The sequence below is a fragment of the Weizmannia sp. FSL W8-1119 genome, from assembly GCF_038008605.1.
GTDB lineage: Bacteria > Bacillota > Bacilli > Bacillales > Bacillaceae_C > Weizmannia > Weizmannia coagulans.
In genome coordinates, this window is record NZ_JBBOZL010000001.1 from 571,380 (window position 1) to 585,607 (window position 14,228).

Genomic DNA, 14,228 nt, shown 5'->3' on the forward strand with positions numbered 1-14,228 from the left:
AACAGCGCCCATATGCGGCGCTGTTTTTTCCTGCCCTGTTTTCCCGGAAGCACCGCGGAGCCTGAAGTGTATTAAAAATAAGCCCCCTTCCGGCAAAAACTTGACACATGTTCGCAAATATTCCTGCTATTATGTATGATACATTCGTGATACTATTAAGATACAGTTTATACTTAGAAATGGGGTGGCAATTTGAAACGCATTGACCGCATTTACGCGTATCTTGTTGAACAGTCGCAAGGCAAAACGCTTGATGAATGGATCCGTATAGAAGGATTTACGGCTTCGGATATCGCAAAAGACCTTGGCATTTTAAGAAACAATGTCAGTGCCGAGCTGAACAAGCTGCTGCGGCAGAAACGGATTATCAAAATAAAAGGCCGCCCGGTTCATTACTTGGTCAAACAAATCATGGAAGACCTTCTGGGAACGAAATTGCCGGAAGATCAATATGAATATGAAAATATACTTGAAGTGACGGGCGGGCAATCCCCGGATCCGGGCAACGGCCCGTCTGCGAATCATGATACCGCTTGGGAAACGAATCCCTTTGATGACCTGATCGGTTCGAAAACAAGCCTGAAAGTGCAGGTCGAACAGGCAAAGGCGGCCGTCCTCTATCCCCCGCATGGCCTTCATACGCTCATTGTCGGCCAGACCGGTGTCGGGAAAACGCTGTTTGCCAATTTGATGTTCAATTATGCAAAACTGGCAGCACCGTTTATGGACGAAGACGCCCAGTTTATTGTCTTTAACTGCGCGGACTATGCAAATAACCCGCAGCTGCTCATTTCCCACATTTTCGGGCATATCAAAGGCGCCTTTACGGGTGCGGACAGCGAAAAAGACGGCCTTGTTTCCAAAGCGGACGGCGGCATGCTGTTTCTCGATGAAATCCACCGGCTCCCGCCTGAAGGCCAGGAAATGCTCTTTTACTTTATGGATACGGGGACGTATGCAAAGCTCGGGGAAACCGAACGGAATCGCAACGCCAATGTCCTGATCGTCGGGGCGACAACGGAAGACCCGGAATCTTCTTTGCTGAAAACGTTTGTCCGCCGTATTCCGATTCTGATCCGGATTCCGTCTTTTGAAGAACGACCGGCAATTGACAAGATTGAGATTTTGAAATTTCTGCTTGCCATTGAAGCAAACCGCGTCCAAAAACCGATTAAAATTGATGCGGAATCGATGAAGGCATTAATCGGCAATACGTCATACGGCAACGTCGGGCAGTTGAAATCCAACATACAGCTTGTCTGCGCCAACGGTTTTCTGCACTGCCTGCACGATGATGTCATCACCATCCACTTTAAAGATTTGCCTTCCGAACTGAAAAACGGTTTCTTCTATTTTAGTAGAAAACGCCAGGAAATCCAGGAGATTTCTGATTTAATTGATTCATATTTGACGGTTTATCCGGAAGGGGAAAACAAGGCGCTCTTTGAAGAAGACCCATACGAACCGGATTTTAACCTGTACAACATCATCGAGGACAAAGTCAGTTTTATGATGGAACAGGACGTGTCGGATGAAGACATTAACCGGTTTCTGAAGCTGGATATCGATATCCATTTAAACAAGTTTTACAATAAGTTTTCAAGCTATGCGCTGAACCGTGAGAAAATCTTAAAAATTGTCAGTGAAGATATCCTTAATTTCAGCGAAGAAGTGCAGGATATCGTGGAAAAGCGGCTGAAGTGCAAAGTAAATGAACGTTTTTTGCTGGCATTCAGCCTGCATTTGACTTCCTTCCTGAAGCGGGTAAAAAACCAGCAGGTAGCCAATTATACGAATATCGAAAATGTCATCAATGACCGGCCGCAGGAGTATCAGCTGTCACTTGACATCTGCAAAATGATCGGGGAAAAATACCGCGTGCATGTGCCGGTAAAAGAAGCCATGTATTTAACGATTCTACTCACATCCCTCATAGACGAACAAAAGGCCGAGCAGGTGGCGATCCTTGTTGCCGCACACGGGTTCAGCACGGCAAGCAGCATGGTAAGTGTTGTGAAAAGCCTCCTGGGCGAATCGAATGTGGACTGCATCGATATGCCGCTCGATATGGACCCGAAATATGTTTTGGAGGAAATGAAGAGGCGGGTAAAAGAAATTGATATGGGAAAAGGTGTCCTGCTGCTTGTCGATATGGGCTCGCTGACCGGGTTCGGCGATATTATTACACAGGAAACGGGCATCAAAACGCGGACCATCGATATGGTGACAACGGCGCTCGTCATTGAAGCGATCCGCAAAGCGACGATTATGGAGATGGACCTCGACGATATTTATGAGTCGTTAAAGGAATTCCGCGGCTACGGATCTTACCAGATGGAAAGCAAACCGCGGGAAACAGGGAAGCCTGTCAAACCGCAGGCCATTCTTTCCGTCTGTTCAACAGGGGAAGGGACGGCGGAAAAATTAAAGCAGCTGATTACAAGACTGCTCAAAAACATCGGCAAAAACAATATTGCCGTTATCCCGCTGCCGATCAACGAAGTAGAAGAAAAGAAAGAAACGCTGATGCAGAAATATGACATTTTGCTCGCTGTCGGGATTGCCGATCCGAAAGTCCAGGCCCCGTTTGTTCCGCTTGAAGCATTGTTTATGGGTGACGGGGAAACGCAGGTCACCCATCTCATTCACAACCACCAGCTGCTGAAACAACCGCCAAGGTCTCCGGCAATGGTGCGGGAAATGACGGAAGAAAGCCTGAATGAATTTTTAACCTTTTTAAACCCAAAGAAAGTGATCGCAGCGATTACGGCGTTTGTCACTTCCCTTGAAAAAATAGCGGAAAGGCCGTTTAACAACGCTTCAAAAATCAATATGAATATTCATATCGGTTGCGCGCTCGAAAGAATGGTCACCCAGTCCGGCCTCATTTACAAAAATGACATCACGCCGGAAAAAGCTGCTAAAATCGAAAAATATAAAAAGGCGGCGCAAATTTTTGAAGACCAGCTGAAATTGAGGCTGTCGGATGATGAACTCTATTATATTGCAGATATGATCGACCATTTATCCACCGAGCAAACTGCAGCCGTGCAGTAATTCTCACCTGCAAATCGCAGTTTCGCTATTTGCAGGCTTTTTTTATGCTGGGGAAAAAGACGGAGGGATATCACAGATACAGAATGCACATGCAGGCCAAAAGTATCAAAATGATACGGATATTGCAGAACTTTTTAATACAGTAGTGAAATGAAAAATAAAACCCTTTTTCAATGTGTATTAAATAAACGGTTTGTGTATCATAAACATAAAGGGATACTGAAAACGCTTATTTAACAAGGGCTGTTTTTTGATACTCAAAAGTTGGCACACATCTTGCATTATAAAAGGCGGAAAGGCAAGTTTTTTACGATTGATTAGCAGGAGGTGGTCGGATGGCATTGGATATACGGCTTGCGCGCATTGATGAGTGATCGCAGCGATTACGGCGTTTGTCACTTCCCTTGAAAAAATAGCGGAAAGGCCGTTTAACAACGCTTCAAAAATCAATATGAATATTCATATCGGTTGCGCGCTCGAAAGAATGGTCACCCAGTCCGGCCTCATTTACAAAAATGACATCACGCCGGAAAAAGCTGCTAAAATCGAAAAATATAAAAAGGCGGCGCAAATTTTTGAAGACCAGCTGAAATTGAGGCTGTCGGATGATGAACTCTATTATATTGCAGATATGATCGACCATTTATCCACCGAGCAAACTGCAGCCGTGCAGTAATTCTCACCTGCAAATCGCAGTTTCGCTATTTGCAGGCTTTTTTTATGCTGGGGAAAAAGACGGAGGGATATCACAGATACAGAATGCACATGCAGGCCAAAAGTATCAAAATGATACGGATATTGCAGAACTTTTTAATACAGTAGTGAAATGAAAAATAAAACCCTTTTTCAATGTGTATTAAATAAACGGTTTGTGTATCATAAACATAAAGGGATACTGAAAACGCTTATTTAACAAGGGCTGTTTTTTGATACTCAAAAGTTGGCACACATCTTGCATTATAAAAGGCGGAAAGGCAAGTTTTTTACGATTGATTAGCAGGAGGTGGTCGGATGGCATTGGATATACGGCTTGCGCGCATTGATGATCGTTTGATTCATGGCCAGGTTGCCACAGTTTGGTCGAGGGCAGTTGGGATTGACCGGATTTTAGTGGTCAATGATGAAGCCGCCAATGACGAGCTTCGAAAGCTTTTGTTGAGGCAAGCGACACCACCGAGCATCAAATCACATGTCATCACGAAGCAAAAACTGCTTGAACTTTACCAAAACCGGCTGTTTGACGAAATGAAAGCGATGCTGCTGTTTGTTTCGCCACAGGATGTACTGGAGGTTGTCCGGGCAGGGGTTGGTTTGAAATCGATCAATATCGGCGGCATGCGTTTTACGGAAGGCAAGAAGATGATCACCAATTTTATTTCAGTCAATGAGGATGATGTCCAGGCCTTTGCGAAGCTGGCTGCACTCGGCATCGAATTGGAAATCCGCCAAGTGCCTGCCGACCGGAAAATCGATTTGATGCAGCTGATCAAAAAGGAGAAACTGCTTCATCCATGAATTTTGGTTACAGGTTCTTTAGAACTTATTTATAAGATTGATACTGTAACAATACGAATAGGGAGGTAAGAAGATGGTAGGAATTATCATTGCCAGTCACGGCGATTTCGCCAATGGTGTCTTGCAATCCGGAGAGATGATCTTCGGAAAGCAGGAAAATGTAAAAGCTGTTACATTGATGCCGAGCGAAGGCCCTGATAATGTAAAGGCAAAAATGAAAGAAGCAGTCGCCTCTTTCGACAACCAGGATGAAGTCCTTTTCTTAGTCGATCTTTGGGGCGGAACACCTTTCAACCAGGCCAACAGCTTGTTTGAAGAACACAAAGACAAGTGGGCCATCGTCTCAGGCATGAACTTGCCAATGCTCATTGAAGCATTTGCAGCGCGCGCCACGATGAACAAAGCCCATGACATTGCCGCGCATATTTTAGGCGCAGCGAAAGAAGGCGTGAAAGTAAGGCCTGAAGCATTACAGCCGGCCGCACCTTCCAAGGCTGCCGGGAAACCGTTAACGGTGGGGGCTCCTGGCAAATTTGAATACGTGCTGGCACGGATCGACTCCCGCCTGCTTCACGGGCAAGTCGCAACTGCTTGGACAAAAGCGACACGGCCTACGCGCATTATCGTTGTATCGGATGCGGTAGCGAAGGACGAACTTCGAAAGAAACTGATTCAACAGGCTGCGCCTCCGGGTGTAAAAGCACACGTTGTTCCGATCCGTAAAATGATTGAACTTGCAAAGGATGACCAGCATTTCGGCGGCCAGCGCGCCATGCTCCTTTTTGAAAACCCGCAGGACGTGCTCCGGGCGGTTGAAGGCGGCGTTCCATTGAAAACAATCAACGTCGGTTCCATGGCACACTCGCCGGGCAAAGTCCAGGCAAACAAGGTACTGGCCTTCAGCCAGGACGATGTCGATACTTTCAAGAAACTGAAACAACTTGGTTTGAAATTTGATGTGCGCAAAGTTCCGGGCGATGCAAAAGGCGACATGGACGAAATTCTCAAAAGGGCTCAGGAAGAGCTGAACAAACAAAAATAATCCTGCCCATCAGGAGAAAAGGGAGGACGACTCGTTATGGATTTAAATATTGTCCAAATGATACTAGTCTTTATCGTAGCATTTTTAGCTGGTATGGAAGGGATTTTGGACCAATTCCAGTTCCATCAGCCACTCGTTGCTTGTACGTTAATTGGCCTCGTTACAGGTAACTTGGTGCCATGTATTATCTTAGGCGGTACCCTGCAAATGATCGCTTTGGGCTGGGCAAACATCGGGGCTGCCGTAGCGCCTGATGCTGCGCTTGCATCTGTTGCGTCTGCCATTATCTTAGTTTTAAGCGGTGCAGGCAAAGCCGGTGTAACTTCTGCAATCGCGATTGCCGTCCCGCTTGCGGTTGCCGGCCTTTTATTGACCATCATCGTTCGTACAATTGCAACAGGGATTGTCCACTTAATGGATGCCGCAGCACGGGAAGGAAACATTAGAAAAGTTGAATTTTGGCATATTGTTGCGATTTGCTTGCAAGGGCTGCGTATTGCGATTCCGGCTGTCCTGGTTTTAGCCATTGGCGCAGGGCCAGTGCGTGACTTGTTATCCGCCATGCCAGCTTGGTTGACAGATGGCCTTGCAATCGGCGGGGGAATGGTCGTTGCTGTTGGTTATGCAATGGTCATTAACATGATGGCGACAAGAGAAGTTTGGCCGTTCTTCGCCATTGGGTTCGTTTTGGCAACTGTTTCGCAAATTACCCTTATCGGCCTTGGCGGTATCGGTGTGTCACTTGCACTGATTTATTTGGCGCTCTCCAAACAAGGCGGCTCCGGTAAAGGCGGCGGAAATGCAAACACCGGCGATCCGTTAGGCGATATTATTGACAATTACTAAGAAGGAGGCGGACAGAAAAATGGCACAAGAACTAAAATTATCTAGAAAAGATCGTATTTCTGTATGGTGGCGTTCAACTTTCCTTCAAGGTTCCTGGAACTATGAACGGATGCAAAACGGCGGCTGGGCATATACCATGATTCCGGCCATCAAAAAATTATATAAAACGAAAGAAGACCGTTCTGCTGCCCTGCAGCGCCACTTGGAATTTTTTAACACTCACCCTTATGTCGCTGCACCGATTGTTGGTGTAACTTTAGCGCTTGAAGAAGAACGTGCAAACGGCGCCCCCGTTGACGACACAGCCATTCAAGGTGTGAAAGTCGGGATGATGGGGCCTCTGGCAGGGATCGGGGATCCGGTATTCTGGTTCACGGTCAGGCCAATCCTTGGTGCGTTAGGTGCTTCTCTTGCAATGGACGGCAACATTCTCGGGCCAATTATTTTCTTCGTTGCATGGAACCTCATCCGGATGGGATTCCTGTGGTATACGCAAGAATTCGGCTACAGAGCCGGTTCAAGAATTACGGAGGACTTATCGGGCGGCATTCTTCAGGATATTACAAAAGGCGCATCAATCCTTGGGATGTTTATCCTTGGCGCACTGGTTAACCGGTGGGTATCGATTAAATTTACACCGGTTGTATCACAAGTAAAACTTTCTAAAGGCGCTTATATTGACTGGGATCATTTGCCTGCCGGAGCGCAAGGGATTAAAACGGCGCTCGAACAGCAAGCTGCCGGCCTCTCACTGGACCCGGTCAAAGTCACGACATTGCAAGACAACCTGGACAGCTTAATTCCGGGCCTTGCCCCATTGCTTTTGACGCTGTTCTGCATGTGGCTCTTGAAAAAGAAAGTGTCTCCGATCGTTATGATTCTTGGATTGTTTGTTGTTGGTATCGTATTCCATTTAATTCACTTAATGTAAGAGAAAAGGCACATGCCCGGGCTTTCTGGCCTGGGCTTTTTTCAAAGAAACCGAAAGCCCCCGGGTTGTACGCGGATCCTGAGTATGTTTTGCTTCAGGCAATAAAACTTCGTATAATAAGGGAGAGGCCTTCCCTATTATAAAAGCCGCTTTCGGCATTTTGCCTTGGGAGCCGGCCCCGGTTTAGACGGGACGTACAGCCGTTTCACCGGCCAACCAGGCCCCTTTTTGGAAGCAAAGATCCGGAAATCAAGATCAGCTGTATAGATATCAATTTTTGGAACACAAAAAGAAAAGAACGGGGTGGATCAAATGGTCCAATCAATCAATACAAAAGTGGATTTGGTGATAAAGGCAGCCTCGCATATGGGATTGACAGATTACGGCAAGATCATGATCGGCGATAAAGGATTTGAATTTTTCAATGAGCGCGATGTGCGCAAATTCATTCAAATTCCTTGGGAAGAAGTCGATTACGTGATCGCTTCCGTCATGTTCAAGGGAAAATGGATCCCACGTTATGCCATCAAAACGAAGAAAAACGGGACATACACCTTTTCTTCCAAAGATCCGAAAAGAGTATTGCGGGCGGTCCGCCAATATGTCGACCCGAACCGGATGGTCCAGTCGCTGAGTTTCTTTGATGTTGTGAAGCGCAGTTTTAAAAGAAAACCGAAAAAGCAATAGTTTGAAAGACAAGGCAGGTTAAACTTGTCTTTTTTTGTTGGCCGTTCCCAGAAATGGCAGGAAGCGTATGAAAAATTTTCCTGAAGCCGGCTTTTTTGCACAGGGCCGTCCGCAGCGCCATCCGGAGCCTGTGGGCGTTGCCATTTTGTAAATATTATGATATGTTTTTTTATGAAAGTATCAGGGATGTGGGCAGCTTTGTTTTTTTACATAAAACTGTAAGTGCTTACAGTTTTGGCAAAATACAGAAACGGAGGATGGATGGAGATGGGAAACACGACACAGTTTGTGCCGGGGCTTGAAGGGGTTGTCGCTGTTGAAACGGAGCTTTCTTTTCTTGATACGGCCCAGGGCGAAATCGTTTTAAAGGGGTATGACTTGATTGAGTTGTCGAAAAAGAAAAGCTATCTGGACATCGTGCATTTGCTTCTCGAAGGAACGCTCCCGAACGGTGCCGAGAAAAAAGCGTTGGAAGAAACTTTAAAGAAAAACTACCGGATTCCGGAAGCTGTGCTGGACATTTTGAGGCTGCTGCCGGCATCCACCCACCCGATGGATGCGCTCCGTACGGGGGTTTCGGCGCTTTCGGGGTATGATGAAAACCTGCTGGACCGTTCCCGCAAAGCCAATTTAAACCGTGCATACCATTTGCTCGGGAATGTGCCGAACATTGTCGCGAACAGCTACCATCTTTTAAACGGCGAAGACCCGGTTGAACCGCGGCAGGATTTGCCGTACAGCGCCAATTTCCTGTACATGATCACCGGCAAAGTCCCTTCGGAAAGGGAGGAACGCATTTTCGACCGTTCTCTCGTCCTGTACAGCGAACATGAACTGCCGAATTCGACTTTTACGGCAAGGGTCATTGCTTCCACGCTGTCCGACTTATACGGGGCGTTAACGGGCGCGGTGGCATCGCTCAAGGGCCATCTGCACGGGGGCGCCAATGAAGCGGTGATGGAAATGCTGAAAGAAGCCGGCACGGTGGAAAAATTCGAAGAAATGCTTTATAAGAAACTGAAAAATAAAGAAAAAGTAATGGGATTCGGCCACCGCGTCTACATGAAAAAGATGGATCCGCGCGCCCTGATGATGAAAGAAGCGCTGAAGGAACTTTGTGAGGAAAAAGGGGATCATTCGCTGCTTGAAATGTGCGAAGCCGGGGAAAAAATTATGGCGCAGGAAAAAGGGCTCTATCCGAACCTCGATTATTATGCAGCCCCAGTTTACTGGATGCTCGGCATTCCGATTCCGCTTTATACGCCGATCTTTTTCAGCTCAAGAACGGTCGGGCTGTGCGCACACGTTATGGAGCAGCATGAAAACAACCGCCTGTTCCGTCCGCGCGTCCAATACAAAGGCCCGCGCGGTTTGCATCCGCAAGATTAAGTTTTAAAAAGGCTGGACCATTAAGAGATAAAGTGAACAAAAAGCCGGGATTGAAACGCTGTCTCAAATGATCCGGGCTTTGACCTGCAGATAAAGTTTGGAAAGGGGAATGTTTAAATTGGCCGGTACAACCGCTGTAAATGAAAAAACAGGGGAGCGGGACGCCCTGATAGAAGAAATTGCCCGTTATGTGGCAGACAAAGAGATTACGAGTTCCGAAGCTTTTGAGACTGCACGTTACGGGCTTTTGGATACGCTCGGATGCGGCATTCTCGCCCTCCGTTTTCCGGAGTGTGTAAAAATGCTCGGGCCGGTCGTCCCGGGTACGGCCGTGCCGAACGGGACGCATGTGCCAGGCACTTCCTATGTGCTCGATCCGGTTGCGGGGGCGTTTAATATTGGCTGCATGATCCGCTGGCTCGATTACAACGATACGTGGCTCGCGGCGGAGTGGGGGCACCCTTCTGACAATCTCGGCGGCATCCTTGCTGTTGCGGATTTTTTGAGCCGAACGCGCGTTGCCAATGGGAAAGCGCCGCTCAAAGTGCGCGATGTGCTTGAGGCCATGATCAAAGCCCATGAAATCCAAGGTGTGCTTGCTTTGGAAAACAGCTTGAACCGCGTCGGGCTTGACCATGTTTTATTTGTCAAAGTGGCGACGGCTGCTGTTGCGACAAAAATGCTTGGTGGAGGGAAAAACGAAATCATGAACGCCGTTTCCCACGCCTGGATTGATAACGGCCCGTTGCGCACATACCGGCACGCGCCGAATACCGGTTCGCGCAAATCATGGGCGGCCGGCGATGCAACCAGCAGGGGCGTGGCGCTTGCGCTTGTTGCGATGAAAGGGGAAATGGGCTATCAAACGCCGCTTTCCGCACCCGGTTGGGGATTTCAGGACGTTATGTTTAAAGGGAAAGAACTGAAACTGGCCCGCCCGCTCGGCTCCTATGTGATGGAAAACGTTTTATTTAAAGTGTCGTATCCGGCAGAATTCCATGCGCAGACAGCAGCGGAAGCCGCAGTCAAACTCCATCCGGTTGTAGCTGGGAAACTGGATCAAATCAGCCGGATTACAATTACGACGCATGAGTCCGCCATCCGCATCATTGATAAAAAAGGGCCGCTTCATAACCCTGCTGACCGCGACCATTGCATCCAGTATGTGACGGCAGTCGGCTTGATCAAAGGCAATATTACGGCGGACGATTATGAAGACGCAGCCGCCGCTGACCCGCGCATTGATGCATTAAGGGAAAAAATGGCAGTTGTTGAAAACAAACAATACAGCATCGATTACCTTGATCCGGATAAACGTTCCATCGCGAATGCCGTACAAGTCTTTTTTGAAGACGGCACATCAACTGAAAATGTGGAAGTCGAGTATCCGCTTGGCCACCGCTTCAGAAGGGAAGAAGCGATCCCGAAAATTATCACCAAGTTTTCGGATAATATCGCCACCCACTATTCCGCGAAGCAGCAGGAAAGGATCAAAGAAGCCTGCCTTGCGGGAGAAGCGCTTGAAAAAATGGCCGTTCATGAATTCGTCAATTTATTCACCTTGTAGAAAGGATGTTGCACCATGGTTTGGATTGTCAATCAGCCGTCTTCACAGGAGGCGCTTGCCAAACGGTTTAAGGAACGCATGCAGGCACCAGGCATTTTGCAAATCCCCGGCGCGCATGATGCAATGGCGGCACTCATTGCAAAAAACACAGGGTTTGAGGCGCTTTATTTATCAGGCGCTGCCTATACCGCGAGCAAAGGGATTCCGGATCTTGGCATGATCACATCGACGGAAATGGCGGAGCGTGCACGTGATCTCGTGCGTGCCACCGATTTACCGGTTCTTGTTGACATTGACACCGGCTTTGGCGGCGTGCTGAACGTTGCCCGCACCGCCCGCGAAATGGTCGAAGCAGGTGTTGCGGCTGTTCAGATTGAAGACCAGCAGCTTCCGAAAAAATGCGGGCATTTAAACGGGAAGCAGCTCGTTACTGCATCTGAAATGTGCGAGAAAATCAGGGCGTTGAAAAGTGTGACGCCGTCGCTTGTCGTTGTAGCCCGTACGGATGCGAGAGGCGTGGAAGGCGTGGAAGCGGCGCTGAAGCGGGCCAACGTCTATGTGGAGGCAGGTGCGGACGCCATTTTTCCGGAAGCGCTCGAGTCCCGTGAGGAGTTCCGTTTATTTGCGGAAAAAATAAAAGCGCCGCTCCTTGCCAACATGACCGAATTCGGCAAAACCCCTTATTATACGGCGGAAGAATTCGAAGAAATGGGTTATGCCATGGTTATTTATCCTGTCACTTCGCTGCGCGTTGCCGCAAAGGCTTATGAACGGGTATTTGAAAAGATTAAGAACGAAGGGACGCAAAAAAATGCCCTCTCCGACATGCAGACGAGGAAAGAGCTGTACAGCACGATTTCTTTAGAGGAATTTGAAGCGCTCGACCAGTCGATCGCTAAAACGATTCTTCCTGTTACGCCTGATCCTTCATCATCAACGTAAAGAAAAAGGGCAAACCCGCTTTTTGCGCGCGGGGTTGCCCTATTCAACTTAGCGGCCGGCCTGTTTAGATTTCTCCTGCGTCGTGGAGTAGTTTTCGCCAAATTCGTTTTTCAATCCGGATCCTGTTGTTTGGCCGGAAACTTCTGCGGCAGGATCGGCTGTTCCGGGAGCGGCCGTTTCATTGAGGGCAGAAGCATCATTATCTACGAGCACAAGATAGTGTCCGGCATCAATTTCGGCCGAATAGCGGTCCAGTTCGTCCTGCGGGAGATCGAGATTGGTCAGTTTTCTTGTCGTTTCGTCATAATAGCCCGGCTTGAAGAACCCTTTGATTTTCTCCCAGAGAGAGCTGTTTTGTTCATCCGGGGCAGAAGAGGTGTGGTCCACATTTGCGCCGGTCTGGTTTTTCAATAAAGTCCCATCATTCCCGTTTGAAATAATGGAAATATCGGAAGTGCTGTAGCCTTCTGCGGTCAACCGGTCTACTGCGTTAATCGTTTCCTGCAATGTTGTGTAAATGCCAACTACTTCTTTTGCCATCTCTATCTGCCTCCTAACGGTGATAGTGCACTTTTACCCGGTAGAAAAAGGGTTAAACGGTTTTCGCAGGTTTTGACATATCCATAAAATTCAGTCAATATAAGATTGAATGGAGGGATTGAGATAGAACAATCTGCATATCTATCGTATGATGCAACAGAACTGGCCAGGCTCATAAAGCGAAAAGAAGTGAGTGTGGAAGAAGTGTTGGAGGCGGCAATGGCCCGGATTGAAAAAACAAACAGGCGTTTAAATGCCGTCATCCGGACACGGTTTGAGAAAGCAAAGAAGGAAGCGGCCGCGCTCCGTACAGATGAGCAGCCATTTGCCGGCGTGCCGGTTTTGCTCAAAGACATTTCCCAGGCGGTAAAGGGCGAGCTGCTCACATCCGGATCAAAACTGCTGCAGCAAAACCGTGCCAGAGAAGATGCTTTTTTTACGGCAAAATTGAAGGAAGCGGGGTTTATCATTCTCGGACATACAAACGTACCGGAATTTGGATTAAAAAATATTACGGAACCTGAACTTTACGGTCCGGCGCGCAATCCGTGGAATCCCCATTTTTCACCCGGCGGATCAAGCGGCGGTTCCGCGGCTGCGGTGGCTTCCGGGATGGTACCGGTTGCCGGTGCAAGCGACGGCGGCGGATCGATCCGCATTCCTGCTTCTTTTACAAGTTTAATAGGATTAAAGCCGACAAGGGGAAGGACACCAGTCGGGCCGGGACGTGGACGGCAATGGCAAGGGGCGGCCATTGACTTCGTGCTGGCAAAAACAATCAGAGACAGCGCAGCGCTCCTCGATGTGCTGCAAACTGTGGAACCCGCCGCTGCTTTTCAAACGCCGCTTTTTCCGGGATATGTACAGGAACTAAAACAGAGCGGAACGAAAAAATACCGGATCGCATTTTCGGTTGAATCGCCGGTCGGGACGCCTGTCAGCCGCGACGCAAAACAGGCTGTCTATAAAACGGCAAAATGGCTGGAGCAGGAGGGCCATCTTGTGGAAGAAGCCGAAAACGGCGTTGACGGCAGACGGCTGATGGAAAACTATTATTTAATGAACTGCGGGGAAATGGCGGCGGAACTTTCGGATTTGGAAAGCGCACTTGGACGCCCGCTTACGGAAAAAGATATGGAGCCGGTTTCGTGGGTCTTGTATGCTGCCGGGAAAAATGTCACGGCGGCAGAATACGCAAAGAGCCTTGCGGAGTGGGATAAGGCCGCAGCACAAATGGCGGGATTCCACGAAACGTATGATCTGTATCTTACGCCTTCAACTGCTTTTACTGCGCCGAAAATCGGGGAGCTTACCCAGACCGGGAAAGAGCGGGATCGATTGTTTGGCGTCACCGGGCTCCCGAAAGAAAAGCAGCAGGCGCTTGTCTATGAAATGTTTGAGCCGAGCTTAACGTTTTCCCCATTTACGCAGCTCGCCAATTTAACCGGGCAGCCGGCGATCAGCCTGCCGGTCCATATAACGGCGGCCGGGCTTCCTTTCGGGATACAGCTGGTGGCGCCGAAAGGAAATGAACATTGGCTGCTGGATGTCGCATATGCGCTTGAACAGTCGGAACTTTGGGTTGGCATGCAGGGGAATCCCTGCCTTTAAAGCATAAATGAGGGGCGTTGTGCAGGCCCGGACGTTCTAAGGAATTGAAGAATTGAAAAATGTTTGCCAAAAAGGATGATTTTCATGTTACAATAAAATGA

The 14,228-nt window shown here is 48.3% G+C and carries 12 protein-coding genes; 11 read left to right on the forward strand and 1 reads right to left on the reverse strand.

All coding sequences use genetic code 11. The annotated features are described in order from the left end of the window. Nucleotides 1-192 precede the first annotated feature (192 nt). The 10 genes from NSQ19_RS02675 to prpB all read left to right on the forward strand — a co-directional run bounded on the left by NSQ19_RS02675 (nt 193) and on the right by prpB (nt 11,976). Nucleotides 193-3,057 carry a sigma 54-interacting transcriptional regulator gene (locus NSQ19_RS02675; protein ID WP_340702322.1) on the forward strand — a complete coding sequence of 955 codons (2,865 nt, stop codon included), beginning with the start codon at nt 193-195 and terminating at the stop codon, nt 3,055-3,057. 370 nt (nt 3,058-3,427) lie between these two features. Beyond that, nucleotides 3,428-3,733 carry a PRD domain-containing protein gene (locus NSQ19_RS02680; RefSeq protein WP_340702323.1) on the forward strand — a complete coding sequence of 102 codons (306 nt, stop codon included), beginning with the start codon at nt 3,428-3,430 and terminating at the stop codon, nt 3,731-3,733. Between the two features lie 335 nt (nt 3,734-4,068). After that, on the forward strand, nt 4,069-4,572 hold the full coding sequence (locus tag NSQ19_RS02685) for a PTS system mannose/fructose/N-acetylgalactosamine-transporter subunit IIB (RefSeq protein WP_019722201.1): 504 nt from the start codon (nt 4,069-4,071) through the stop codon (nt 4,570-4,572). 73 nt (nt 4,573-4,645) lie between these two features. Then, a complete protein-coding gene (locus NSQ19_RS02690) occupies nt 4,646-5,614 on the forward strand; it encodes a mannose/fructose/sorbose PTS transporter subunit IIA (protein WP_340702324.1) in 969 nt (322 codons plus the stop codon). A gap of 36 nt (nt 5,615-5,650) precedes the next feature. Further along, on the forward strand, nt 5,651-6,460 hold the full coding sequence (locus tag NSQ19_RS02695; RefSeq protein WP_029142005.1) for a PTS mannose/fructose/sorbose transporter subunit IIC: 810 nt from the start codon (nt 5,651-5,653) through the stop codon (nt 6,458-6,460). Nucleotides 6,461-6,479: 19 nt separating this feature from the next. Continuing rightward, the gene (locus tag NSQ19_RS02700) at nt 6,480-7,391 is read left to right on the forward strand and encodes a PTS system mannose/fructose/sorbose family transporter subunit IID (RefSeq protein WP_340702325.1); all 912 of its coding nucleotides are present in this window, start codon (nt 6,480-6,482) and stop codon (nt 7,389-7,391) included. A 312-nt stretch (nt 7,392-7,703) separates the two neighbouring features. Further along, nucleotides 7,704-8,078: a DUF956 family protein gene (locus NSQ19_RS02705; protein ID WP_237348945.1), complete on the forward strand. Its 375-nt coding sequence runs from the start codon at nt 7,704-7,706 to the stop codon at nt 8,076-8,078. Between the two features lie 267 nt (nt 8,079-8,345). Beyond that, nucleotides 8,346-9,467 (forward strand): citrate synthase, encoded by a 1,122-nt coding sequence (mmgD, locus tag NSQ19_RS02710; protein WP_340702326.1) that lies wholly within the window; start codon nt 8,346-8,348, stop codon nt 9,465-9,467. Nucleotides 9,468-9,576: 109 nt separating this feature from the next. Then, a complete protein-coding gene (gene prpD, locus NSQ19_RS02715; RefSeq protein ID WP_340702327.1) occupies nt 9,577-11,034 on the forward strand; it encodes a 2-methylcitrate dehydratase in 1,458 nt (485 codons plus the stop codon). Nucleotides 11,035-11,049: 15 nt separating this feature from the next. After that, nucleotides 11,050-11,976 carry a methylisocitrate lyase gene (gene prpB, locus NSQ19_RS02720; protein WP_237348948.1) on the forward strand — a complete coding sequence of 309 codons (927 nt, stop codon included), beginning with the start codon at nt 11,050-11,052 and terminating at the stop codon, nt 11,974-11,976. A gap of 48 nt (nt 11,977-12,024) precedes the next feature. On the opposite strand, the gene NSQ19_RS02725 is transcribed toward prpB, so the two are convergent. Beyond that, complete coding sequence (locus tag NSQ19_RS02725; protein ID WP_340702328.1) at nt 12,025-12,516, reverse strand: general stress protein; 492 nt, start codon at nt 12,514-12,516, stop codon at nt 12,025-12,027. Nucleotides 12,517-12,639: 123 nt separating this feature from the next. Here NSQ19_RS02725 and NSQ19_RS02730 point away from each other — a divergent pair, with 123 nt between their 5' ends. Further along, on the forward strand, nt 12,640-14,127 hold the full coding sequence (locus tag NSQ19_RS02730; RefSeq protein ID WP_340703162.1) for an amidase: 1,488 nt from the start codon (nt 12,640-12,642) through the stop codon (nt 14,125-14,127). Nucleotides 14,128-14,228: the final 101 nt, after the last annotated feature.